Annotated in this window: 28 protein-coding genes and 2 tRNA genes; 22 read left to right on the forward strand and 8 right to left on the reverse strand. The window is 59.6% G+C overall.

All coding sequences use genetic code 11. The annotated features are described in order from the left end of the window. Positions 1-3 precede the first annotated feature (3 nt). The 9 genes from AAE484_RS01315 (at position 4) to AAE484_RS01350 (ending at position 8,158) form a co-directional block, all read left to right on the forward strand. On the forward strand, positions 4-1,224 hold the full coding sequence (locus tag AAE484_RS01315; protein ID WP_341936515.1) for a type II secretion system F family protein: 1,221 nt from the start codon (positions 4-6) through the stop codon (positions 1,222-1,224). A 6-nt stretch (positions 1,225-1,230) separates the two neighbouring features. Next, positions 1,231-1,785 carry a hypothetical protein gene (locus AAE484_RS01320; protein ID WP_341936516.1) on the forward strand — a complete coding sequence of 185 codons (555 nt, stop codon included), beginning with the start codon at positions 1,231-1,233 and terminating at the stop codon, positions 1,783-1,785. Between the two features lie 124 nt (positions 1,786-1,909). Then, the gene (locus tag AAE484_RS01325; protein ID WP_341936517.1) at positions 1,910-2,314 is read left to right on the forward strand and encodes a type II secretion system protein; all 405 of its coding nucleotides are present in this window, start codon (positions 1,910-1,912) and stop codon (positions 2,312-2,314) included. A 35-nt stretch (positions 2,315-2,349) separates the two neighbouring features. Continuing rightward, complete coding sequence (locus tag AAE484_RS17430) at positions 2,350-2,784, forward strand: type II secretion system protein (RefSeq protein ID WP_445928816.1); 435 nt, start codon at positions 2,350-2,352, stop codon at positions 2,782-2,784. A gap of 11 nt (positions 2,785-2,795) precedes the next feature. Continuing rightward, positions 2,796-3,251 carry a type II secretion system protein gene (locus AAE484_RS01330; protein WP_341936518.1) on the forward strand — a complete coding sequence of 152 codons (456 nt, stop codon included), beginning with the start codon at positions 2,796-2,798 and terminating at the stop codon, positions 3,249-3,251. Continuing rightward, complete coding sequence (locus tag AAE484_RS01335) at positions 3,235-3,711, forward strand: prepilin-type N-terminal cleavage/methylation domain-containing protein (RefSeq protein WP_341936519.1); 477 nt, start codon at positions 3,235-3,237, stop codon at positions 3,709-3,711. Before AAE484_RS01330 ends, AAE484_RS01335 begins: the two co-directional genes overlap by 17 nt. Beyond that, the gene (locus AAE484_RS01340) at positions 3,711-4,484 is read left to right on the forward strand and encodes a PulJ/GspJ family protein (protein WP_341936520.1); all 774 of its coding nucleotides are present in this window, start codon (positions 3,711-3,713) and stop codon (positions 4,482-4,484) included. The genes AAE484_RS01335 and AAE484_RS01340 overlap by 1 nt, the downstream gene beginning before the upstream one ends. A 31-nt stretch (positions 4,485-4,515) precedes the next feature. Further along, on the forward strand, positions 4,516-4,917 hold the full coding sequence (locus AAE484_RS01345; RefSeq protein ID WP_341936521.1) for an MSHA biogenesis protein MshP: 402 nt from the start codon (positions 4,516-4,518) through the stop codon (positions 4,915-4,917). A 136-nt stretch (positions 4,918-5,053) separates the two neighbouring features. After that, positions 5,054-8,158 carry a DUF6701 domain-containing protein gene (locus AAE484_RS01350; protein WP_341936522.1) on the forward strand — a complete coding sequence of 1,035 codons (3,105 nt, stop codon included), beginning with the start codon at positions 5,054-5,056 and terminating at the stop codon, positions 8,156-8,158. 63 nt (positions 8,159-8,221) lie between these two features. Here the strand turns inward: AAE484_RS01350 and AAE484_RS01355 are convergent, their stop codons facing one another. Next, the gene (locus tag AAE484_RS01355) at positions 8,222-8,752 is read right to left on the reverse strand and encodes a glycine cleavage system protein R (protein ID WP_341936523.1); all 531 of its coding nucleotides are present in this window, start codon (positions 8,750-8,752) and stop codon (positions 8,222-8,224) included. 95 nt (positions 8,753-8,847) lie between these two features. On the opposite strand from AAE484_RS01355, the gene AAE484_RS01360 reads away from it, so the two are divergent. From AAE484_RS01360 to rlmM, 3 genes are read left to right on the forward strand one after another with little or no spacing between them, the layout of a single operon-like run. Next, positions 8,848-9,105, forward strand: coding sequence for a YheU family protein (locus AAE484_RS01360; protein ID WP_341936524.1), 258 nt, complete (start codon positions 8,848-8,850; stop codon positions 9,103-9,105). Continuing rightward, positions 9,098-9,805, forward strand: coding sequence for an alpha/beta family hydrolase (locus tag AAE484_RS01365; RefSeq protein WP_341936525.1), 708 nt, complete (start codon positions 9,098-9,100; stop codon positions 9,803-9,805). The genes AAE484_RS01360 and AAE484_RS01365 overlap by 8 nt, the downstream gene beginning before the upstream one ends. After that, positions 9,802-10,854, forward strand: coding sequence for a 23S rRNA (cytidine(2498)-2'-O)-methyltransferase RlmM (gene rlmM / locus AAE484_RS01370; protein WP_341936526.1), 1,053 nt, complete (start codon positions 9,802-9,804; stop codon positions 10,852-10,854). The genes AAE484_RS01365 and rlmM overlap by 4 nt, the downstream gene beginning before the upstream one ends. A gap of 27 nt (positions 10,855-10,881) precedes the next feature. Here the strand turns inward: rlmM and AAE484_RS01375 are convergent, their stop codons facing one another. Together AAE484_RS01375 and AAE484_RS01380 are read right to left on the reverse strand one after the other, a co-directional pair. After that, positions 10,882-11,172 carry an antibiotic biosynthesis monooxygenase family protein gene (locus tag AAE484_RS01375; protein WP_341936527.1) on the reverse strand — a complete coding sequence of 97 codons (291 nt, stop codon included), beginning with the start codon at positions 11,170-11,172 and terminating at the stop codon, positions 10,882-10,884. 125 nt (positions 11,173-11,297) lie between these two features. Next, the gene (locus AAE484_RS01380) at positions 11,298-11,681 is read right to left on the reverse strand and encodes a hypothetical protein (RefSeq protein ID WP_341936528.1); all 384 of its coding nucleotides are present in this window, start codon (positions 11,679-11,681) and stop codon (positions 11,298-11,300) included. A 129-nt stretch (positions 11,682-11,810) separates the two neighbouring features. On the opposite strand from AAE484_RS01380, the gene tusA reads away from it, so the two are divergent. After that, the gene (gene tusA / locus AAE484_RS01385) at positions 11,811-12,044 is read left to right on the forward strand and encodes a sulfurtransferase TusA (protein ID WP_341936529.1); all 234 of its coding nucleotides are present in this window, start codon (positions 11,811-11,813) and stop codon (positions 12,042-12,044) included. Between the two features lie 115 nt (positions 12,045-12,159). Here tusA and AAE484_RS01390 read toward each other — a convergent pair whose 3' ends face one another. After that, positions 12,160-12,858, reverse strand: coding sequence for a hypothetical protein (locus AAE484_RS01390; RefSeq protein ID WP_341936530.1), 699 nt, complete (start codon positions 12,856-12,858; stop codon positions 12,160-12,162). A gap of 253 nt (positions 12,859-13,111) precedes the next feature. On the opposite strand from AAE484_RS01390, the gene AAE484_RS01395 reads away from it, so the two are divergent. From AAE484_RS01395 to AAE484_RS01405, 3 genes are all read left to right on the forward strand, one after another. Continuing rightward, complete coding sequence (locus tag AAE484_RS01395) at positions 13,112-13,636, forward strand: elongation factor P hydroxylase (protein ID WP_341936531.1); 525 nt, start codon at positions 13,112-13,114, stop codon at positions 13,634-13,636. Further along, positions 13,633-14,532 carry a 5'-3' exonuclease gene (locus AAE484_RS01400; protein ID WP_341936532.1) on the forward strand — a complete coding sequence of 300 codons (900 nt, stop codon included), beginning with the start codon at positions 13,633-13,635 and terminating at the stop codon, positions 14,530-14,532. Before AAE484_RS01395 ends, AAE484_RS01400 begins: the two co-directional genes overlap by 4 nt. A 130-nt stretch (positions 14,533-14,662) precedes the next feature. Then, positions 14,663-15,802: a 4-phosphoerythronate dehydrogenase gene (locus AAE484_RS01405; RefSeq protein ID WP_341936533.1), complete on the forward strand. Its 1,140-nt coding sequence runs from the start codon at positions 14,663-14,665 to the stop codon at positions 15,800-15,802. 79 nt (positions 15,803-15,881) lie between these two features. Here AAE484_RS01405 and AAE484_RS01410 read toward each other — a convergent pair whose 3' ends face one another. After that, positions 15,882-16,379: a hypothetical protein gene (locus tag AAE484_RS01410; RefSeq protein ID WP_341936534.1), complete on the reverse strand. Its 498-nt coding sequence runs from the start codon at positions 16,377-16,379 to the stop codon at positions 15,882-15,884. Positions 16,380-16,393: 14 nt separating this feature from the next. Continuing rightward, a complete protein-coding gene (locus AAE484_RS01415) occupies positions 16,394-17,608 on the reverse strand; it encodes a pyridoxal phosphate-dependent aminotransferase (RefSeq protein WP_341936535.1) in 1,215 nt (404 codons plus the stop codon). A gap of 107 nt (positions 17,609-17,715) precedes the next feature. On the opposite strand from AAE484_RS01415, the gene msrB reads away from it, so the two are divergent. Continuing rightward, positions 17,716-18,120: a peptide-methionine (R)-S-oxide reductase MsrB gene (msrB, locus tag AAE484_RS01420; protein WP_341936536.1), complete on the forward strand. Its 405-nt coding sequence runs from the start codon at positions 17,716-17,718 to the stop codon at positions 18,118-18,120. Here msrB and AAE484_RS01425 read toward each other — a convergent pair. Beyond that, entirely contained in the window at positions 18,111-18,890 is a 780-nt protein-coding gene (locus AAE484_RS01425; protein WP_341936537.1) for a hypothetical protein, read from the reverse strand. The two genes, msrB and AAE484_RS01425, sit on opposite strands and share 10 nt — an antisense overlap. Before the next feature lie 285 nt (positions 18,891-19,175). Between AAE484_RS01425 and AAE484_RS01430 the strand changes: the two genes are divergently transcribed. After that, positions 19,176-19,251 (forward strand) — tRNA-Glu (locus AAE484_RS01430). Positions 19,252-19,253: 2 nt separating this feature from the next. Further along, a tRNA-Gly gene (locus AAE484_RS01435) sits at positions 19,254-19,328 on the forward strand. A 400-nt stretch (positions 19,329-19,728) separates the two neighbouring features. Here AAE484_RS01435 and AAE484_RS01440 read toward each other — a convergent pair. Beyond that, entirely contained in the window at positions 19,729-20,145 is a 417-nt protein-coding gene (locus tag AAE484_RS01440) for a PA2817 family protein (protein ID WP_341936538.1), read from the reverse strand. A 67-nt stretch (positions 20,146-20,212) separates the two neighbouring features. On the opposite strand from AAE484_RS01440, the gene AAE484_RS01445 reads away from it, so the two are divergent. Genes AAE484_RS01445 through queF form a run of 3 tightly spaced genes read left to right on the forward strand, consistent with a single transcriptional unit; the run spans position 20,213 to position 22,840 of the window. Continuing rightward, entirely contained in the window at positions 20,213-21,217 is a 1,005-nt protein-coding gene (locus AAE484_RS01445; RefSeq protein ID WP_341936539.1) for an ABC transporter ATP-binding protein, read from the forward strand. Next, positions 21,207-21,980 carry an ABC transporter permease gene (locus AAE484_RS01450; RefSeq protein ID WP_341936540.1) on the forward strand — a complete coding sequence of 258 codons (774 nt, stop codon included), beginning with the start codon at positions 21,207-21,209 and terminating at the stop codon, positions 21,978-21,980. Before AAE484_RS01445 ends, AAE484_RS01450 begins: the two co-directional genes overlap by 11 nt. Before the next feature lie 44 nt (positions 21,981-22,024). Continuing rightward, a complete protein-coding gene (gene queF / locus AAE484_RS01455) occupies positions 22,025-22,840 on the forward strand; it encodes an NADPH-dependent 7-cyano-7-deazaguanine reductase QueF (protein WP_341936541.1) in 816 nt (271 codons plus the stop codon). The last annotated feature ends 2 nt before the right edge of the window (positions 22,841-22,842 follow it).

Below are 22,842 nucleotides of genomic sequence, written 5' to 3' on the forward strand. Positions count from 1 at the left end.
ACTATGGCCATATACCAGTTTAGAGGACGCAATGCCGAGGGCCAGCTGGTCACGGGCCAGCTGGAGGCGCCCACGGCCGATGCCGCGGCCGGACAGCTGTCCGGGCGGGGCGTGACACCTCTGGCGATTGATGAGCACCAGCACCGCCAGAGCTGGTCTCAGCGCTGGGAGCAGTGGCAGAACAGTGGCAAGATCGAAACCGTCGACCTGATCATGTTCTGCCGACAGATGTACACCATCACCCGCGCCGGCGTGCCGCTGGTTCGGGGCATCCGCGGTCTGGCGGCCAATCTGCGCCATGTCACCTTCCGCGAGACACTGGAGGATATTGCCGATCGCCTGGAGTCGGGGCTGGAGCTGTCCGTGGCCATGCGTCACCACCCCAACGTATTCAATAATCTGTTCGTCAGTATTGTCAGCGTGGGGGAGGGCAGCGGTTCGCTGGAGCAGGCCTTTCAGCAGCTGGCGGCCTATCTGGAGCGGGACCAGGAAACGGTCAAGAGCATCAAGGCCGCCCTGCGCTATCCCAGCTTCGTGCTGATCGCGCTTGCCATTGCCATCCTGGTGATCAACGTCAAGGTGATTCCGGCCTTTGCCAACATGTTCTCCCAGTTCGGGGCCCAGTTGCCACTGCCCACCCGGATACTGATCGGCGTTTCGGACTTCTTCGTGTTTTTCTGGCCCTACCTGCTGGTTGCCGCGGTGGGAACGTTTTTCTGGGTGCGGCACTACCTCAAAACCGAAGCCGGGGCACTGAAATGGGGGCGCAAGAAGCTCCGCCTGCCGGTGATTGGCGATATCATCGAGCGCGCTTCCATGGCCCGCTACGCCCGCTCGTTCAGCGTGATGCTGCGCGCGGGCCTCCCGATCAACGTGGCCCTGGACCTGTGCGCGCGGGCCATCGACAACCCCTATCTGGGCAACAAGATCCGGGACATCCGCGCCGGCGTTGAGCGGGGGGAAGGGCTGTTTCAGACCCATTTGAACAGCGGCATGTTCACGCCCCTGGTGCTGCAGATGATTTCCGTGGGGGAAGAAAGCGGTCAGGTCGACCAGCTGCTGTCGGAGGTGGCCGAATTCTACGAGCGCGAGGTGGACTACGACGTCAAGCGCCTCAGTGACCGCATCGAGCCGATCATGATCGTGATCATGGCCAGTTTCGTGCTGATTCTGGCTCTGGGTATCTTCCTGCCCATGTGGGAAATGTACAACATACAACAGTGAGCCACTATGCCCCGCCGAAGCACGCGACTGTTTGAATGGCTCTTGTTGGCCATGGTGATCGGAATCGTCCTGATGGGCGCGGTGGCGCTCTATGGCCGCATGGCCGGTGACGTGCAGCGTCTGAGCTTCGAGCTGGCCGCCCAGAACTTCCAGACGGCTGTATCCGGCGTGCGGGCTGAGTGGTATATCCGGCGCAGCCGGGGAGAGGCGATGACCGAATCGGTGCTTTACAGCGAGCTACCGGGCCTCGCCGGGCGGGAGGCGAAAGGCGATACCGTGGTCTACCTGAATGAAGAGGGCTGGCCGGCCAACACCGAGAACCGACAGTTGGCCCAAGACGGCCGCCAGACACTGGAAGAGTGTCTTCAGCTCTGGCAGGCACTCCTGCAGGAGCCGCCCCGGGCGACCCTCAGCGAAGAACCCGAGCCGGAAGCGGTCTATCAGGTGCGACTGGGGGAGGACGGCCAGTGCCGATACCGCCATTTATACGACGCCGAAGGGCGTCAATACTTTGACTATTGGCCCGCGACGGGTCGTGTGTCAAGCTACACGCCACAATAGTGGCGAAAAAGTGCAGTTTTATGTTGGCACAGATGTTGTATTGCACTATATTAGAGGTAATCTGGCGCCAAATGCCACATTTTGGATTTCGACAATAACTGACTAAACCAATGGGGTCATTTCTATGAAACAACAATCCGGTTTTACACTGATTGAGCTGATCGCGGTAATCGTGATTTTGGGGATTATTGCAGCCGTCGCTGTACCTCGGTTTGTGAACTTGTCTGCCGCGGCAGAGCAGGCTGCCGTAAAGGGTGTTGTAGGTAGTCTGGCAAGTGCCAGCTCCTTGAACTATGCGGCGGCGCTTGCAGCTGATTCTGGGCTCGATAACGCGCCGCCTACCACTACCGTTGCTACCTGTGCTGACGTCCCCACATTGCTTGAGGCCGGAGCGCTGCCCGATGCTACCTACAGTATCGCCGGTGGTAATATTGATGATGGCGGAACCGGTGAAACTGGGGAAACTGGCGACTGTACTGTTACGAAAGGCGGTGCATCCGAAACGTTCACCGCTTATCGAGTAAACTAAATGTCGAAATGGCTGCTTTTGAACAGTAGCAAATTATGGACGTGAGATTTCGCCGTAAATTGCGGGGTTTTACGCTAATCGAGCTGATTGCGGTTATCGTAATTCTTGGGCTGGTAGCTGCGGTGGCGGTTCCTCGCTTCGTGGATTTGTCCAGCGCAGCTCGCCAGTCGAGCGCCGACGCGGTGGCAGGGGCTCTGGGCAGCGGCAGCGCTCTGAATATGTCCACCCACCTTGTGAGAGCCGCCTATCCATCGACGGCCATGTCGTCACCGGTTCCCGTTTTGAGCTGTGACAACGCCCACCTGTTGTTGGAAGGGGGGCTCCCCTCTGGCTATGATGTTGAGCCCACAGGAGGAGGTTCGGGAAGTGTTGCGCACCTGGAGCAGGTTTCCTGTGATGTATTTGACCTCTCGGATAACAGCGCAAGAGCCAGCTTTATTCTTCATGGAATAAATCCAACGTCGCCTTGAGGGTGGTGGTTATGGCCGCTCTATCCAATCAGCTTGAAAAGCGACAGCGTGGTTTCAGTTTGATTGAGCTGATCGCCGTCATGATCTTGTTGGGTGTTATCAGCTTTGTCGTTCTCCCCCGTTTTACCAGTACCGATATTGCAGCTGTGCAGTCGGCCCGCGACCAGGTGCTCGGCGCTCTCTTCACCGCTCAGCAGCTGGCCATGACCCGCGCCTCCGACGACAACACTTTCCGAGTTGTCATTGACGCAGACAGTCTCAATGTGACGGAGAATGGCACTTCGGTGAATCAGGCCGGCGCCAACTTTCCCCTGCCGCTTCCCAATGGCGTGACCATTACCGCCGGCACCGGTACTTATGCTTACGACAAGCTGGGACGTACCTCGAGCGCTCAAATTGTCCTTGCCCGGGGCTCAACCTCGGCCACCGTCAATCTGGAGGCCAGCGGTTATGCCTACAGCCAGTAGTCGCACACAGCGGGGTGTGACCCTGATAGAGCTGATCGTCTTTATCACGGTGATCTCTCTGGCGCTGGGGGCGCTATTGGGTGTCTACCGCTATTCGGTGGTCAACAGTGTGGACCCCATTGTGCGTGTGCGATTGCTGGAGGCGGCGCAGTCCCGGCTGGATGAAGTGCTGGCGGAGCGCTACGATGGCAACACGCCCCCGGGAGGCGTCCCGGCGTGCGGCAGTAATGCGCCCCCGGGCAACCCGAATCCGCCGGCTTGTGCCGATGCAGGTGGCGTCAGTCGCTTTGGTGGCGAGAGTGACAGTCCCTACGATGGGTACAGCCGGGAGATCAGTGTCGAGTTTGCCGGCGATGAGCTGGGGCTGGCCAACAGCCGCTGGGCGAAACGCATTACCGTGACGGCAACCGCGCCCAGTGGGGAATCACTCACGCTCTCCGCCTATCGGACCAACTTCTGATGCGCCGGTTACGCGAGCATCAAACCGGGTTTACCCTGATCGAGCTGATCACCGTGGTGGTGGTGTTGGCCCTGGTGGCGGTTATTGGCACCGGCTTTATTGTCAGTGCTACCGAGAGCTACCGCACGACTCAAACACGCGCCGCGCTGGTCAATACCGGGCGCCAGGCGCTGGAGCGGATGACCCGCCAGCTGCGCGGTGCCTTGCCCTACAGTGTGCGAATCACCAATGGTGGCGACTGCGTCCAGTTCATGCCGGTCGCCGGTGGTGGCTTTTATCGTGAGCCGGTGCCGGATCAGGCCAATAACGCCCCCGATCATACTCAGATCAACACGACGCCTCACAGCGTGGACTTCGGGCCGGCGGAGTATCTGAGCATTGGTGCCATGGACAGCAACGAACTCTACGGCGCCAGCCCCGCGTCCCTGGCGGAAGTGGCCAGTCGCGACAGTACGCAAGTGAACTTTGCCAGTCGCGACTGGCAACGCAACTCGCTCAGCCGACGCTTCTATTTGCTCAATGCCCCTGAAGCGTTTTGCATTTTCGGGGGGCAACTGAGATTCTACCCCGATCAGGATGTGACCGCCGGTAGTGTTGCAACCGGAAACGGTTTCGATCTTCTGGCCCGCAACGCCGAACCGGCCGGCACGCTGTTTGCGCTTTCTGAAGCGAGCGAAGACCGCAATGTGCTCCTGGAGATCAATATCGGCTTTACCGAGGGTGGGGAAAGCATCACCTTTCAGCAGGAGGTGTTGATCCGAAATGTTCCCTAGTCGCCATCAAACAGGTTTACCTGGTGGAGCGATGCGAAAGCAGCGCGGTTTTCTGTTGCCCGTGGCGCTGTTTATCATCGTGGTCATGGGGTTCGCCTCCCTGGCCCTCTGGCGCACCACCGCCCAGACCAGCACGGCCAGCGTTCAGGAGCTGTTATCGACCCAGGCATTTTATGCGGCGGAAAGCGGGATACAGTCAGGGTTGAGCGAACTGTTTTATCCCGATGCCAATAACCGACAGCAGGCGGATAACCGCTGCGCCGCCCTCGACCAGAGCCTGGACTTTTCCGGCGTCGATGGGCTTAATCTCTGCGAGGTGCTCGTCCAATGCACCCTGCAGGAACCGGGTAGCTATGCCCTGGTCAGCGAGGGCCGTTGCGGCTCAGGTAACTTTAGCGCCCAGCGCACGCTGGAAGTGCGCGCCCGATTTTGATCTGGTTGCCGAACTTTGAGGAAATTGCCATGCCTATTACATCAAATGTTGTAGTCCACGACAACCGTCGGGAGTCCCGGAAGCCGTGAACAGACTATCGGCTCTTCGCGGTGCTTTCTGCTGTTGTGTTGTCTTTATGGCGGCAGGAGCTGCGGCTGACTGCTCTCCTTACGAGGGCTTCGCCAGCATTAACGAGGTGAACAAGGAACGGGCAAACGGCCGGGATAACCCCGAGGATTTTGTTGAAGTCAAATTGCTGGACAGCTCAATTCCGGCCAGTACTTATTCAGACTGGGAGGTCGAGATTTGTGAAAATTCGTCTCAGGGGTGCGCGACCTTTTCGTTAGGCAGCTTTGATGACGCTGATTTTCCCTGGTTGGTGTTGAAGGGGGGGGGGACCTACGTCTATTACGATTTCGCACCGGGGTTCAACATTCTGCTGCGCGATGCCGATGGAAAGTCGATCGATTTTCTCGATTTCAACCCTGATGAGGGAGATGACTTCCAACCTCTGGCCGATGCCAGCTGTGACTTCAGTTTTGATACTATCTCTGCTCAGAGCGCGTCCGGTCAGGGCGTAAAGCGCATTCGCCGCAGGCCTGACGGGACTGGAAATTGGGACTCCGTCACCGCACAGAGCGAGGAAGACAGCGAAGGCGGTACCAATAATGATGAACCGCCCGATGCGCCGAGTTTGACGGTCAGTGATGCCACGGCTTCGGCCGGTGAAAATATGGTATTTACTTTGACCCTGAGCAAAAGCTATAGAGCGGATCTGACGGTGTCATTCAGTACTCGGGATGGAACGGCGACGGCCGGGACAGACTATACGTCGACCTCCGGCACCCTGACGATTCCCGCCGGGGAGACTACTGCTTCTGTCAGTGTCACCACTTTGGGTGGTTCCGCTGGGGGAATATTCCAGTTGCAGCTCAGTGGCACCGGCTCAGATGATCCGGTCATCAGGGATCAGCTGGGTGAGGGTACCATAGAGGCGTCTGGACTGGCCGGTTTTGAAATCATCACGGGCGGCGCGGACGCGAGCACCTGTGTTCCCCAGGAGATTGGCATTACGGCGGTGAATGACGAGGGCGAGGTAATGACCGACTTCGACCGGACCGTGCTCCTGTCCACTTCCAGTGGTAGTGGCAACTGGAGTGATACCCATGAGGGGAACCCCACCAGTGATCCGCCCCAGGGTGTGTTGGATCCGGGCGGAAACGATAGCGGCAGCGCTGGCTATGACTTCAGCACAGCCGATGATGGCACAGTGGCTCTGTTTCTGGGCAACGCCCACGCTGAGACTTTGAGTATCAGTGTTGTTGACGCGGAATCCGGTGTCAGCAGTACCTCTTCCGATCTCACTTTTCGTGAAAATGCCTTTGTGGTGTCGGTCACCGACACCCTGGGCAGTGATGTGGTTGCCGGGCGCGAGCACAATTTTCGGGTGGCTATGCTCCGACGGGACCCCGATCTGGGGGATTGCGCCGTGGCGCAGGGGTACAGTGCAAATGCTATCAAAGTATGGATTGATCGTAGTGGTTCCGATCCCGGTGGCGCTGCCCCCGATATAGTGACGGACTCAGACAGCCAGTTGCTGCCATCATCCGAGCCGTCGTCAGCCAATGTCAGCTTTCCCTTTGTCGACGGTGTTGGTGAGTTCCAACTGGATGCCCCGGATGTGGGCAGTTACAGTCTGGAATTCAGGGATGATAGTGGTGATTTTTCCGACCGGGTCATATCCGGGAGCAGCAGCCTGCTGGTGGCTCGACCCTTCGGGTTTCATATCAACGTGATCGATAATCCCGCCGCCATTGATGCTGATGACTCCGTCTTTGTGGTCGCCGGGGAAAAATTCACGGTGGACGTGAGTGCTGTGGCCTGGGCGCCGGAAGACGATGCCAATGACGATGGCGTTCCCGATGGTCACGACGATACAGATCCATCGAACAGTGCTGATCTAAGTGACAATAGCCTGCTTCAGTCCTTCGGGCAGGAAGGCCCGCCGGCCAGTCTTGTATTGAATGCTCAACTGGATCAGCCGCTGGGCGGAGCCGATCCAGGGCTCGGTGACGGTGACGACTCCGGCGGCGATGGAAGAATATTGGACAACTTCGTCAATGGTGCCGATAGTACTGATCTTGTGCGCTTTGATGAGGTCGGCATCATCGAAGTGGCGGCTCAACTGACAGGCGGCGACTACCTGGGGGCAGGTGCGGCCCGCACCGCCAGAATGATCAGCCGCTCTGGCTACGTGGGTCGCTTTGTGCCCCGGGAATTTGAGCTGAGCGAGGCGGTCATCACTCCCTTTTGCGATACAGGGGACGCCTTCACCTATATGCAGCAGCCTTTTGGTGTGCGTTACCGCCTTACGGCACGTAACGTGAGTGGGAGCATTACAACCAACTACCGGGGTACCTTCGTAAAGCTGGATTACCGGGATACAAATGGGGATGGTGACAGAGAATCGTTGGGGAGTCTTGGCCTTGGCGCTGTGGATAATACTGTCACTGGGCTGTCAGACCGACTGGCACCGCCTCCCGCTCTGGGCAGCCATGTCGAAGCCAGTGACTTCAGTTGGAGTGAAGGGATCGGCGACCTGGATACCCCGGTCGTTTTCGATCGCGACACCTCGCCCGACGGTCCTTACGCCAGCCTGGTACTAGGGCTTCTGGCGCAGGACGAGGACGGAGTTCCCGTCCTGCCCCTCGACCTTGATACGACGCTCGACGGTAGCGATGACCACCGACGCCTGGGAACCACTGAATTACGCTTTGGCCGCCTTCGCCTCAATGACGCCTACGGCCCCGAAGTGGTGGACCTGCCGGTACCGTTTTTCACCGAATACTGGGATGGCACCGAATTTGTTCGCAACGTGGAAGACAGCTGCACCCTGATTCCGAGGGAAGCCATTATCTACCCGGGCGGCACTCTGGCTGACGATGGCAATCGCACCGTCGCCGTGGGCGGTGGAACCACAACGGGCGAGTACGCAAACCTCGACACTGACGGGGTCAATTTTCTCGCCAGCGACGCCGACCACTCCTTTACCGCGCCGGGGCGGGGCAACACTGGTAGCTTTGAAGTACAGATCGACCTGATTGACCGGCGCTGGCTGCGCTTCGACTGGAACCAGAACGGTGACTACTCGGACGATATCCAGATGCCCCCGGCCACCATCGGCTTCGGTTCCTACCGAGGGCACGACAGGATCATCTATTGGCGGGAAGTGCTGGAGTGATAAGGGCCACCCAGCTTAAAAGCTCACCCCGTTCCAAGGCCGGTGTTTGAAAAAATGCCGCTGTCAGATTTCCTCTTCCGGCGATTCCAATCGAATATCCACCGCCAGCTCATCGGCAATCACATCCAGCTGATCGTACAGCTCATCCATATTCACCGACTCGGGAACCTCGATCACCCCGTTCGCCTGAAACAGCGGCTCCCCCGACCAGGGCATACTGGAATAATCGGTTTCCAGCTCACCCATGTTAATATGGCGCCCGGAAAACGCCTGGGCAATCTCATAGACAATACCCGGACGGTCCGGCCCGGCGACGGAAAAGCGAAACGCCTGAGACGGTGGGCGCTCCACCTCGGCCGCCGAGTCAATCACCAGCTTGAATCCCTGGCCTGCGAGCGCCTGCAGCGCCTCGGTGAGTGACTCGCGCTTTTCCGGCGCGACGCCGACCTGGACAATACCGGCAAACTTGCCGGCCAGATGCGACAAGCGGCTCTCCAGCCAGTTGCCGCCATTCTGCTGGATGGTGTGAGCCAGGCGTTCCACAATGCCCGGCTTGTCGTCGCTGATAATGGTCAGAATCAAATAGTTGGTCATAGCCTCGATCCACTGCTGGGTGTTGTTATGCTGCCATTGTGGCTCAACCATCGATAAAAGTCATTGCAACGCACACAAAGGCCATTGGGTACACCATGATTATTCCCCACGAACAACTGTCCGACGACGCCCTGCGCGGGTTGATGGAAGAGTTCATTACCCGCGAGGGCACCGATTACGGCTGGGAAACCTCGCTGGAGCGCAAAGTGGAGCAGGTCAAAGCGCAGATCCAGCGCGGTGATGTGGTCATCGTGTTTGACCCGGCCACCGAGAGCGTCAGCCTGCTCACCCGTCAGCAGGCGCGCGAGGCGGAACAGAACATCGAGAAGGCCGGGGAACAGCCGGATGATTGAGTGGCTCAAAAACAGCCCTGAGCGGCTCAAAGACAGCCCTGAGCGACTAAAAGACAGCCCTGAGCGACTAAAAAATGGCCCTGAGCAGCCTCGGGCGCGCCTGCTGTTGGCCCACGGCGCGGGCGCCCCCATGGACAGCGAGTTCATGCAGGTCATGGCCGAAGGGCTGTGCGCGCTCGGAGTCGATGTCTGGCGCTTTGAGTTTCCCTACATGGCCGAGCGGCGCCAGACCGGCAAGAAGCGGCCTCCCAGCCCAGCGCCCCAGCTGCTGGACAGCTTCCGGGAGGCGATCGGCGAAGCGCGCAGCGAGCTGCCGGATCGGCCCTGGTTTATCGGGGGGAAGTCCATGGGCGGTCGCATGGCGACGATGCTCGCCGATGAGGTGGAAACCGAAGGCGTCGTCTGTCTGGGCTACCCCTTCCATCCCCCGGGCAAGCCCGAGAAAACCCGGATCGAGCATCTGTTCGAACTGACCCGGCCCTGTCTGATCGTGCAGGGCATCCGCGATCCTCTGGGCTCGCAGAGCGAGGTTGAAGCCTACGCTCTGCCTGAGCGCTTTCAATGGTGCTGGCTGGAGGATGGCGATCACGACTTCAGACCCCGGGTAAAATCCGGCTATCGTCAGGCCGACCACTGGCACAGTGCCCAGGTGGCGGCGGCAAACTTTATGGCGGCCACAATGGCCGGGAGAATTGAGTGAATCATCTGTTTTTGCACTGCCGCGCGGGTTTTGAAAAAGAGTGCGCGGCCGAAATCCAGGATCTGGCCACCGCTGTGGGGGTCTACGGCTACCCCAAAACCCGTGAAGGTCGGGGCTACGTGATCTACGTGACCCATGAGCCTGAGGGGGCGCTGGAGCTGGTGGGATTGATCAGCTTTCGCGAGATGATCTTTGCCCGCCAGTGGTTTGTCACTCAGGCGCCGCTGGCCGATCTGCCCGCCACCAACCGGGTGGAGCCCCTGTTGGCCCTGGCTCAGGCGCTGCCCACGGCCCGCTCGCTGGTGGCGGAAACGCCCGATACCAACGAGGGTAAGGAGCTGTCCACTCTGGCCAAAAAGCTTACCGCACCGTTCAGTAGCGCTCTGAAGAAGGCCGGCTGTGTGGTCGAGGACAGCCCCTGGCAATTGCACCTGGTACTGATTTCCGGGCAGTGTGCCTACCTGGGGATCAGCCCGGTCAATAACCGCGCCGCCTGGCCCATGGGCATTCCGCGCCTGCGCCAGCCCAGGGACGCACCCAGCCGGGCAACGCTCAAGCTGGAAGAAGCCTGGCATCACTTTGTGCCCGCCTACGAGTGGGACTCACGCCTGGCGGGCGGACAGCGGGCGGTGGATCTGGGGGCGGCGCCCGGTGGCTGGACCTGGCAGCTGGTGCGTCTGGGAATGTTTGTCGATGCGGTCGACAATGGCCCCATGGCCGAGTCGTTGATGGAATCGGGGCAGGTGACCCATTACCGTGAAGACGGTTTCGGTTATGAGCCCAAAAAGCGGGCTGACTGGCTTGTGTGTGATATTGCCGACAAACCCGCCCGGGTCGCCAACCTCATCTCCGAGTGGGTATGTCGGGGCTGGTGCCGGGAGGCGGTGTTCAACCTGAAACTGCCGATGAAACAGCGCTATGCGGAGGTGTGCAAGCTGCGTGAGCGGATGCTGGCTGATTTTGAGGCGGCCGGTATTGACGCACACCTGGCATTCAAGCAGCTCTACCATGACCGGGAAGAGGTCACCGGCCACGTCCAGAGGCTCTGATTGACAGATACTCTGATCTAGTCGCAGCTAAAAGGCATTCTGCTCCAGCAGTGTGATTTTTTCGAAGTCGGAGAGCGTCGGTGTCAGCTGATTCATGACATCGTAGCGCTCATCGCTGTAATACCAGCGTTTCCAGTCGTGCAGCGAACGCCACTTGGACAGTAGATAGTGATGGTTGGGGCGCTGGAGGTCTCTCAGCGTCTCACCGCTGATAAAACCTTCCGCTCGATAGGCTGATTTGAGCGCTTTGCGCGCCACGATTTCGTAAGTGCTTTCCATGCCGTCGGCAATGTGGCGTTCTACGAGCACATAGATCATGAGAGTCCCAAAGGTGACCTTTAGTTAATCAGAAGTATGGGTGAATGAGTGCGATGCTTGCAGTCAGAGGGGTATTTTAGCGCCCGCGGGCCTGAAAGCAAAGGGCCAGTGATTCCTGCCGCCAATTAATGCCACTGATCCGGCGCCGTGTTGTTGCGTTGCAGAATCCACTCCGCCAGAGCCACCCAGTCATCCAATAGTTGATGCAGCAGGGCAATACGCTCCGGCTGATGTTGCCGATCGGCCAGCGCGCGCTGGCCGATCGCGGTCAAAGCGGCCAGAATTTCGCCTACGGTCTGAGCCTGCAGGTTGTGCAGCAGCGCGGCATTGAGTTGTGGCTCGGCCAGCCGGCCAATCTCCCCTTCGGTTGCCACGGGTTTCAGCTCGTCCAGCGCTCTCTGTATGGCCGAGGCCAGCGTCGGGTTGTCATGACGCAGCAGGTGTGAGGTAATAACCAGCGCGGTGGGTGTCAGCGTCGTGACCGGTGCGGAACTTCTGTAAAACGACATCTCGGCACCCTCATTCAGCCGCTCTCATCAAGCGGTTCTCGCATTAGATCGGGTTTCTACTGTCAGTCTAGCAACGGTTTGCGGGTTTTACCTTCTGGGGTATCGATAAAATTGAAAGAAAGAAGTGTTATGCAAAAAGAAGTACAAAAGCGGCTGGATGCTACCGGGTTACTCTGCCCGGAGCCGGTAATGCTGCTGCATCGGGCGGTGCGCGAGGCGGCGGAGGGGGATGTGATCGAGATGATCGCTACCGATCCGTCGACCACGCGGGATGTGCCCAAGTTCTGCCATTTTCTGGGCCATGAACTGCTGGAGCAGGAAGAAGAGGGAAGTCGATACGTGTACTACATCCGCAAGAACTGACCGGCGAGAGGGGCCTTGGTTCAAGTAGGGAATAGCGGGGAATAGTGCGAACTGTGGCTCCGGTTTGCCCGGAGCCAGGTATCAGGTAGCAAGTAGGAAGCCTGCCCGGACGGTATCAGTAACCGTCGACCAGCAACGAAATCGCGGCCAGCGCTTCCGGGTCTTCTGCCTTGATCTTGTTGGCGATCTGGTGCTGAAAGAAGTAGCGGAACTGATTGCTCTTCTGTGCCGGGTAGAGACAGTCGTCGCCGGGCAATACCGGGGTGCTCACGATTTTATCCATGTCCGTCAGCATGCCATAGAGACTGCCGTCGTGCTGCAGGCGCCAGCTGATCACTTCCACCAGATTCAGGCGGTTGCTCTCTTCAGTAGCCAGCACCGCATGGGTGCCGATGGTGTCCGGCAACTCCTGGACCACATCGTCGTCGTGTTCACACTGCAACTCGTAGTAATCGGCCGCCGTTTCCAGCTCCACGACCTTGTGCATCGGGGCGTCGAAGAACACTTCGTCGATGCCCGGGTCGTAATAACCTTCCCACTGACCGTTGAGTGGGTCACAGATCTCGGGGCAGGCGATGATATCGTTAAGCCAGGGCACCAGTCCCACCACATCGCCATTTGCCCGCAGGCCCCAGCAGAGCACCTTGAGGCTGAACAGCTTGTCGTCGCTGGTATCATTGGAGTACAGCATCTCCAGGCCATCCAGCTCGGGAGCGAGGCGTATGAAGCGCTGATCGTGCAGCTCGGAGAGTGTTTTTCCCGTGAAGAGGTCGACCACATTTTCCGTGTTGTGGCTTGTGTCTGAGGTCTTCATAATACACCTCCTGGCTGAGGCTGGGGCTAACGAGGCTAGCCCAGGAGACATTGACGGCGTAAATGCGGTTAGCAAGTCAGCGGGGCTGACGGCCAGCCGTCACTATCTAAAGTATAGGTTATAGCCCCAAAGCACAACAGCTGGTGCCAAAAATCTTTTTGTGCGCAATTGGCAGTGGCCTGCCACCAGATTGAGGAGTTGCATGTTGTACGATGTTGGCAGCACTAGTCGGCATGATAGCCGGGATTTGGTGATGCTTTTTGATCAAACCTTTGTTGGTAGCCACTTCACCCGCCTGTGTGGCGGCGCCGAAGAGCCCCTCTATACGCCCGCCGGGCGACCGGGGGAGCTGCACCGGATTTTCTTCACCCGGGACTATTTTGCCAGTGCCCTGCACGAGGTGGCGCACTGGTGTGTCGCCGGTCCGGCCCGGCGCGAGCGGGAGGATTACGGCTACTGGTACGCCCCAGACGGGCGCACCGCCGACCAGCAAGCGGAATTTGAGCGGGTGGAGGTCCGGCCCCAGGCCCTGGAGCGGTTGTTTGCCCGGGCCGCTGACTTTGACTTTCGCCCCAGCGCCGACAATCTGGCCGCCGGCCTGGGCCCGAGTGAGGCCTTTCGCCGGGCGATCCATGAGCAGACTCTGAGGTTCTGCGAGCGGGGGGTGAACGAGCGGGTCAGCGCCTTTCTGACATCGCTGATCAGTCACTATGGCACCGCAACCAGCCTGTCCGGGTTTCTCCGGCCGCAGCGCTTTGGCTGGAGCGAGTTGGCATGAGCTCGTCCCCCGTCTGTCTGATTGACGCCTCCATCTACATTTTTCGCTACTACTTCTCCCTGCCGGATAACTGGGTCAGCCGCGACGAGGGTTTTGGCACCGGCGCGGTTTACGGCTACAGCACCTTTCTGCTGCGTCTGCTGGAGAAGGAGCAGCCCCGGCATATGGCCGCCTGCTACGACGAGAGCCTGGGCCAGTGCTTTCGCAATGAGCTCTATCCCGATTACAAAATCAGCCGACCTCATCCGGATGAGGCCCTGGCGTTTCAGTTGCGCGCCTGCCGCCGGTTTGGCGAAATTCTGGGCATCGCCAGTTTCGCCAGTCAGAGTCACGAGGCGGACGACCTGATTGGTACCCTGGCGAGGATGCTGCGCGGCAGCCCGCATCCGGTGGCGATTCTCACCCGGGACAAGGATCTGGGCCAACTGATCTGCCGGCCCCAGGACTATCTGTGGGATCATGGCGCCGACAGGCGCGCCTACGCGCCGGATCTGGAGGTCAAAATGGGTGTCCGGCCGGAACAGCTGGTGGATTATCTGGCGCTGGTGGGCGACAGCATTGACGATATTCCCGGAGTGCCCGGCGTCGGGCCCAAGACGGCGGTAGGGTTGCTGCGCCACTTTGGCAGCCTGGACGCACTCTGGGCCGATCTGGCCGCCGTGGCGGCGCTGCCCATTCGCGGGGCGAAGACCCTGGCGGCCAAGCTTGAGGCCCACCGCGAGCAGGTAGCCCTGTCCCGGCAACTGGCGACCATCGTGGACGATCTGCCTCTGGGCGTGACCCTGTCCGACCTGCAAGTGCGCCCGGTGGATTGGTGGGCGCTGGAAGAATTTGCCGACGAAATGGGATTTGGCGAGGGCTTCGTCACCCGCACCCGCCGAGCCCTCGAGGAGTGATGTAGGGCACGATAATCGACAGCGCATCTGCCTTAAACAGGTTTGGCAAAACCCCGGCAGGTGCGCTTCGCTTACCGTGCCCTACAGACCGCTCAACACGTTTTTTTAACCGAATACTGGAACCAGAACCATGAAGATAGTCGCCGACGAGAACATCCCCTTTGTGCAGGAGTGCTTTGGCCAACTGGGGGAGATCGTGCGCTTGCCCGGCCGGGAGATGCGCCGGGAGGATCTGCTTGAGGCCGAGGTATTGCTGGTGCGCTCGGTCACTCAGGTCAACGAGGCGCTCTTGGCCGGCACAGGTGTGCGCTTTGTGGGGACCTGCACCATTGGCGTGGACCACCTGGATCTGGACTATTTTGAGCGAGCGGGGATCACCTGGGCCAGCGCTCCAGGGAGCAACGCCAACTCGGTGGTGGAGTATGTCTATGCCGCCCTGGCGCACATGGATGTGGACTGGCAGCACCAGCGGGTGGGCATTATCGGTTGTGGCAATGTCGGCGGTCGGCTGCACCGGCGGTTGCGGGCCCAGGGGGTGGAATGCCGCTGTTATGACCCTTTTCTGACCCTGGAAGAGAACCCCGATCTCACCGACCTGGCTTCGGTGCTCGCCTGTGATGTGGTCTGCCTGCACACCCCGCTGACCCACAGCGGTCCGCACCCCAGTTTCCACCTGCTGGGCGCCGCCGAATTGGCGAAGCTCAAGCCCGGCGCAGTGCTGCTCAACGCCGGCCGCGGTCCGGTAGTGGACAATGAGGCGCTACTGGCCCATTTGCAGGGCGGGGCGGATCTGAAGGTGGTGCTGGATGTCTGGGAGCCGGAGCCGGACATTTCCCGCCCGCTATTGGCGCAGGTGGCGTTGGGCAGCCCCCACATTGCCGGCTACAGCTACGACGGCAAGATTCAGGGTACCCACATGATCTATCAGGCGCTGTGCCGGCATCTCGCCAGGGAACCCGAGCTCAGCCTGGAGCAGCTGCGCCCGGCGGTGGAAGACCCGGAGCGGCGTCTGGCGACGGACGACTTCTGGACCGGGCTTCGGGCCCTGATTCCCCAGGTGTATGACATCGCCGGTGACGATCGACGTCTGCGGGAGCTGGCCAGCCAGGCCGAGGCGGGTGAAGCGGATTTTGCCAAAGGCTTCGACCAGCTGCGCAAACACTACCCCAAACGGCGCGAGTTCAGTAACTATCGAGTTCAGGGTGAAGGCGGAGAACTACCGGAAGTACAGCGTGTGCGGCTGGAAGCCCTGGGATTCGTCGTTGAATAACATTGTTGTCGTAGGGCAGGTCGGTCCGACGTATCGGAGCGAAAGCGCCACCTGCCGCGCCACCCGCCGTCAATTACCCTCAAACATGATGCCGCGCCTGCCGTAACAGCTCCAGCATCACCTGCTCAATGGCATCGGACGAGCCGTACTTGAGCACATCGCGCAGCAGCTGAATGCCGTTGCCCGCCTGCGCGGCGGCCGTCACCGCATCCACCGGGCCCGCCTCATTGGCAGCGTCCTCTTCCGGCTCCTCGTCATCGGGGCCGGACAGCCCCACCACTTCATGCACCGGCAGAGGCGAGGCCAGGAGAGTAAAGCCGCGCTGGGTCAGGGTGGCCTGATCAATCGCTTCCTGTCGTATCAGGCTGTCGTAACTCACATACCCGGCCTGGGCCAGCCACAGCATGGTAGCCAGGCACGCCTGGTGGCGGGTGCTGTGCAGCCCAAACTCGTCCGGGGTATCCGGCCCGGCAATGTCTTCGACAAAGACAATCACCTTGCGCGGAAAGCTGTTGTACAGCTGTACCAGAATACGCGCGGCGTCTTTGTAGAAGTCGGCGATATGAAGGTCGGCCATAAGCGCTGCCCCCGCTACTGGGAGTAGTGTTCCAGGAAGTTGCCCAGGCGCTGAATGGCCTTGGTCAACTCATCCTCGCGAGGCAGGAACACGATGCGCAGATGGTCTTTCTCCGGCCAGTTGAAGGCCGTGCCCTGGACCAGCAACACTTTCTCCTGGATCAGGAAGTCCAGCACCAGCTGCTGGTCATCCTTGATCTTGTAGCGGCTCAGATCCAGTTTGGGGAAGAGGTAGATCGCCCCCTTGGGCTGGACGCAGGACATGCCCGGGATATCATTGATGGCCGCCATGGCCGCATCCCGCTGGTCGCGCAGCCGTCCGCCAGGAATGATCAGCTCGTTGATGCTCTGGTAGCCCCCGAGCGCCGTCTGCACGGCATACATGGCCGGCACGTTGGCGCACAGGCGCATGGAGGCAAGCATTTCCAGACCCTCCACATAGCCCTTGGCCTTGTGCTTGGCACCGCTGATGGTCATCCACCCGGAGCGGAAGCCCGCCAGGCGGTAGCATTTTGACAGGCCGTTGAAACTGACACACAGGATGTCCTGCGCCAGTCGCGCCATGGGCACAAACTCGGCGTCGTCGTACAGGATTTTGCTGTAGATCTCGTCGGCAAACAGAATCAGGTTCTTCTCGCGCGCCAGCTGAATGACCTGCTCCAGCAGATCCTGGCTGTAGACCGCGCCGGTGGGGTTGTTGGGGTTGATCACCACAATACCGCGGGTGCGGTCGGTGACCTTGCTCGCGATGTCCTCCATATCCGGAAACCAGTCGGACTGTTCGTCGCACCGGTAATGCACGGCCTTGCCGCCGGCGAGGTTGACCGCCGCCGTCCAGAGGGGATAATCGGGAGAGGGCACCAGGATCTCATCGCCATTGTTGAGCAATGCCTGCATGGCCATGACGATCAGCTCGCTGACGCCGTTGCCCAGGAATATATCGTCAATGTCGACGCCGGGAACCCGCAGGCGTTGGGACTCCTGCATGATTGCCTTGCGCGCGGCAAAGAGACCGCGCGAGGTGGTGTAGCCCTCGGCATTGGGGAGATTGTAGATAACGTCCTGGATGATCTCATCGGGCGCGGCAAAACCAAACGGCGCCGGATTGCCGATGTTCAGTTTCAGAATGCGTTGGCCTTCCTCTTCCAGACGGTAGGCGTGCTCGAGCACCGGGCCGCGAATGTCGTAACAGACCCCTTCGAGTTTGGTGGATTTATGAATGGTGCGCATCTACAGTATCATGTCCAATTAGGGCAGGTGAGTGAAGTGTTGACGTTCCGTCAATGGTTTCACGAATCATCCCGTCTCTGCCATAGCCCTGTCAAGGAGCAGCTCTTATGAGTGAAGCCAAAAACCACAGCGAAGACTACTGGCGCGAGAAGCTCTCGCCGGAGGAATATCGGGTCTGTCGCGAAAAGGGCACGGAGCCACCGTTTACCGGACAATACTGGAATGTATTTGACGATGGCATCTATCGTTGTCGTTGTTGCGGTGAGCCGCTGTTCGACGCGGACACCAAATACGATGCCGGTTGCGGTTGGCCCAGCTTCTATCAGCCGATTGAAGAGGGCAAAATCGAGGAGGTGTTTGATGGCAGCCACGGTATGCGACGCACCGAGGTGACCTGCCAGAACTGCGGTTGCCACCTCGGGCATGTGTTTCCCGATGGCCCCGAACCCACCGGGCTGCGCTATTGCATCAACTCAGCGTCTGTGGAGCTTGAAGCCGACGATCAATCGTAGAGCTGTTTCTTCTTCCAGCCGGCGGCCTCTTCGTTGAAGTGTTCCCACTCCTTTTCTTCTTCCGGAGCGGGGCCGGCGGCCGTCTGGCTCGCTTCGGGGGCCTGGGCCAGCTGCTCTTCAAGCTTGGCGATGATGCCGCTGATCTGGCCCAGCTGCTTCTGGTACCCCTGACCGCCGTTCTCGCGCAGTAACTGCTTGCGGGCCAGGTTGTAGAAATGCAGGGCCAGCTTGGGCTTGCCCGCCGCCTGGGCCTGACGCGCGTTGATCGCGTGGGCATCCACCGACATCTGCACCGCCAACCGCTTGATCTGCTCTTTGTAGGCCTCACCCTGGGAGGCTCCCAGGTTGCCGCGCTCGGCCTGCAGTGCAATGAACCGATACAGATCCTGTAGTAACAGCTTGAGCTCGCCCACCTGCTCGGGGTGCTCCAGTCGACCCCGCTTGGGATGGTCCTGCTGCTTGAGGGCCTCGAGCTCATTGGAGTAGTAGGTATAGTCCTCCAGGTGGCTGCGGTCCCGTGGCTCGAGCCGGCTCAGCTGTTCGCAGGCATCGAGCAGCGCCCGGTAGACGATCAGCGTCAGATCCCGGGTGAGAAATCCCGGGGGAAAGCCCGAGACCATGTACTTGAATGAGCGCTCCCGGTGCTTGAGGGCGGTCAGCAGGCGCTGGCGGCGCTTGCGACGTTTTTCCAGGGTCTGGTAAACGAAGGCGTAGCCCACCAGGACAATCAGCAGGGCAAAGATAATGCTGACGATGACGATTGAAGACATAGGCTGCCGTTGTTATAGAAATTTGAGTTTAGAGGATGTCCGCCAAACCGTCCCGGGGAGTGGGCTCGAACGGACTGAGTATAGCATCATTAGGGGCGCGGCCAGAAAGCCGCTTGTTGGCCGAAGACGCCTCGGGCCGGGGCCGACGTTGCTCCAAACCTAAGTCGTTGTTTCCCTGTGATAAAAAGTTACAAAAAAGTGTTGACAGCAAGGGGTCTGCTCCCTAGAATGCGCACCACTTCTTGAGGGTAACGCCACACGGCGAAACGCTCACGGAGGTCCAGGGTCCCCTTCGTCTAGTGGCCTAGGACACTGCCCTTTCACGGCAGTAACAGGGGTTCGACTCCCCTAGGGGACGCCATTGCGGGAATAGCTCAGTGGTAGAGCACAACCTTGCCAAGGTTGGGGTCGCGAGTTCGAATCTCGTTTCCCGCTCCAATTCAACAAAGAAAGCTGACTTCGGTCGGCTTTTTTTGTGCCTGACGGTTGGGCACAGGTGTCCGCCCGGAAAACGAGTCTCGTTGCACTCGCCACATCCCTGTGGCTCGCCCTTCGGGCCGCTCTCGCACCTCCCTGTGCTCCGCGGCATTAGTGCTTCCTGCACGTCGCAGCCTTCGGCTGTGCACCAATTTGCCGGGAGCAAATTGGCACAGCGAAGCTGCCGTCAGGTAAGCCCCAGGGATGGGGCTTATGAAATCGGCGTTCCTGCCGATTTGTCCCGCTCCAGACTCTCCGTAGGGCGCGATAAGCGAAGCGCATCCGCCGGGATACCACTGGCCGTTCCGCCACCGTCCCGCCGGACTTTCAAATCTGCTAAACTACCCGTCCTCTGCGGTACTCAATGCAACCCGAATACCTTGGCGCGTTCATTTTCGTAAGAGAACTCCAGGTCCCGGGCAATCGCCTCGTGCAGGCGCTCATCGAGCTCCTGGTATTTTGCGATCTCCTCGTCCGGCATGTAATGCAGGCAGTCGCCGCCGAAGAACCAGAGCAGGTCCCGGTGCAACAGTGGCACCAGATGGGCGTAGGCGGCGATCACGCGGCTTAACAGCTGTTGCCCCTGGTGCAGGAAGTCATCCTGCTCATGCGCTTGAGGCAGAGCCTCCAGCCGCTGGAGAAACTCCAGATCCTCTGGTGGGCATTCTTCCAGAACGAACGGAGGCTGCTGCTGGACCTGGCGAATAAAATCGCGCAGCAGGCGCAGGTGGTAGTCCCGATGCTGGCGTTCTGCGTAATGGTTGGGTGTGATTGACACGCGTAACTCCCCGGGCGGCACACGATATCGATGCCCGCCCTCCGATGAATGAGTGAACACAGACATTATGACAGCTGCACTTTCGATAAGAAATCTCACCAAAGTCTACGATGATGACTTTCATGCGCTCAAAGGCATATCGCTGGAGGTTCAGCCGGGCGATTTCTTTGCCCTGCTGGGCCCGAATGGCGCCGGCAAATCGACCACCATCGGGGTGATCTGCTCTCTGGTGCGTAAAACCGCCGGCGAGGTGGATATTTTCGGCACCAGCATTGATACCCACTTCTCCCAGGCCAAGAAGTTTCTGGGTGTCGTTCCCCAGGAATTCAACTTCAGCATGTTTGAGAAGGTGCAGGATATCATTCTGCAGCAGGGTGGTTTCTATGGCTTGCCGCGCAAAACGGCCAGAATCCAGACCGAAAAGTATCTGAAAAAACTGGGGCTGTGGGACAAGCGCGATACCCCGGCGAGGATGCTCTCCGGCGGCATGAAGCGCCGGCTGATGATCGCGCGGGCGCTGGTGCATGAGCCCAAACTGCTGATTCTGGATGAGCCCACCGCCGGTGTGGACATCGAGCTGCGCCGCTCCATGTGGGAGTTTCTGCGCGAGATCAACGAGGCGGGCACCACGATCATTCTCACCACCCACTACCTTGAGGAGGCCGAGAGCCTCTGCCGGCATGTGGCGATCATCGACGATGGCCGGATCATCAAAAACACCACCATTCGCAGCCTGCTTACCGAGCTCAACCGCGAAGTGTTCATTTTTGACTGCGCCGGATCGGTGTGGGAAGCGCCCAAGGTCGATGGTTTCGCCACGCGGCTGGTGGATGAACACTGTTTTGAAGTGGATATCGAAAAAGGGCAATCGCTCAATCGGGTGTTCGAGGCGCTGACGGCGCAGGGGCTGGATATTGTGAGCATGCGCAACAAAGCCAACCGGCTGGAAGAGCTGTTTGTCTCCATGACGGGCAATGGCCAGGACGGCGATTCGCCGGAGAGTGATTCGGAAGAGCCAGCCAAAACTGACGAAACGCAAACACCGGCGGGAGGTAACAGTCGTGGAGTATAGAGAACAGTGGATTGCGTTTACGACCCTGCTGCGCAAGGAAATCAAGCGCTTCACCCGCATCTGGGTGCAGACGCTGCTGCCGCCGGCCATCACCATGGCCCTGTATTTTGTGATCTTCGGCAAGCTTATTGGCAGCCGCATCGGCGAGATGGGCGGTTTTGATTACATCCAGTTTGTGGTGCCGGGCCTGATCATGATGGCGGTGCTGACCAACTCCTACTCGAACGTCACTTCGTCTTTTTTCAGCGCCAAATTCCAGCGCAGTATCGAAGAGGTGCTGGTTTCGCCCACACCCAACTACATCATTCTGCTTGGCTACTGTCTGGGCGGTGTGGCCCGCGGTCTGGCCGTCGGCTTCTTTGTGACCTGCCTGGCACTGTTCTTTACCGATTTTGAGATCCACAGTTGGTTCATCACGGTCGCGATCGTCATACTCACGGCCATGCTGTTTGCGTTGGCGGGGTTCATTAACGCGGTGTATGCCAATACCTTTGACGATATCGCCATTGTTCCCACCTTTGTGCTCACGCCGCTCACTTATCTTGGTGGGGTGTTTTTCTCCATCGACCTCCTGGCTGAGTTCTGGCAGGGCGTGGCCCGGCTGAACCCGATCCTGTACATGGTCAACGCGTTTCGCTACGGCATGCTCGGCATTTCCGATGTGAACATTCCCATGGCGTTCGGCGGTCTGGTAGTGTGTGTGATTGTATTGTTCATGGTGGGCCTGCACCTGCTCAAAAGTGGCAAGCGCTTGCGCGCCTGATCGGGAGGCAGTTTCTGACTGAACACTTCATGACTGGACCTTTCATGACTGGACACGGCCCGCTGGGCGAGCACACGCACTATGTATCCCGCTACGACCCGGAGCAGCTGTTTCCCATTCGCCGGGCCGAGACCCGCGCGAGCCTGGGAATCAGGCCGGGAGACGTGCCTTTTTACGGTGTCGATTTCTGGACCGGTTACGAGGTGTCCTGGCTCGACGAGCGGGGCAAGCCCCAGGTAGCGCTCGCCCGGTTCCAGATCCCCTGCGACAGCGAGTGCCTGGTGGAATCCAAGTCATTCAAGCTGTACCTGAACTCGTTCAATCAGAGTGTGTTTGCCCGGTCCGAAGCAGTACGCGATTATCTGGTGCAGGACCTGAGCCGGGCCACGGGCGCCACAGTGAGCGTTGAGCTGACACCCCTCGCCAGTGCCCGCCTGCCGGTGCAGGAGCCGGCAGGGGACTGTCTGGACGACCTGCCGGTCACCATTGAGCACTACCACCCGGCGCCGGAGAATCTCTCAGCCCCGAACCCGGTCGTGAGCGAGACCCTCTACAGCAATCTGTTGAAAAGCAATTGCCCGGTCACCGGGCAGCCGGATTGGGCCACGGTGGAAATCCGCTACCGGGGGCCGGGGATCGATCGGGAAGGGCTGTTGCGCTATATCGTTTCGTTTCGCGAACATCAGGACTTTCACGAACACTGTGTGGAGCGGATGTTCCTGGATATCAGTGAGCGCTGCCTGCCTGAATTCCTGCAGGTCTACGCCCGCTATACCCGGCGGGGTGGGCTGGACATCAACCCGCTACGCAGTTCGGAGGCGCTTGAGGCCCCGGAGTTTCAGCGGCTGATCCGACAGTAAGC

Origin of the sequence: Marinimicrobium sp. C2-29, from assembly GCF_038419845.1 — a bacterium.
Taxonomy (GTDB): Bacteria; Pseudomonadota; Gammaproteobacteria; order Pseudomonadales; family Cellvibrionaceae; genus Marinimicrobium.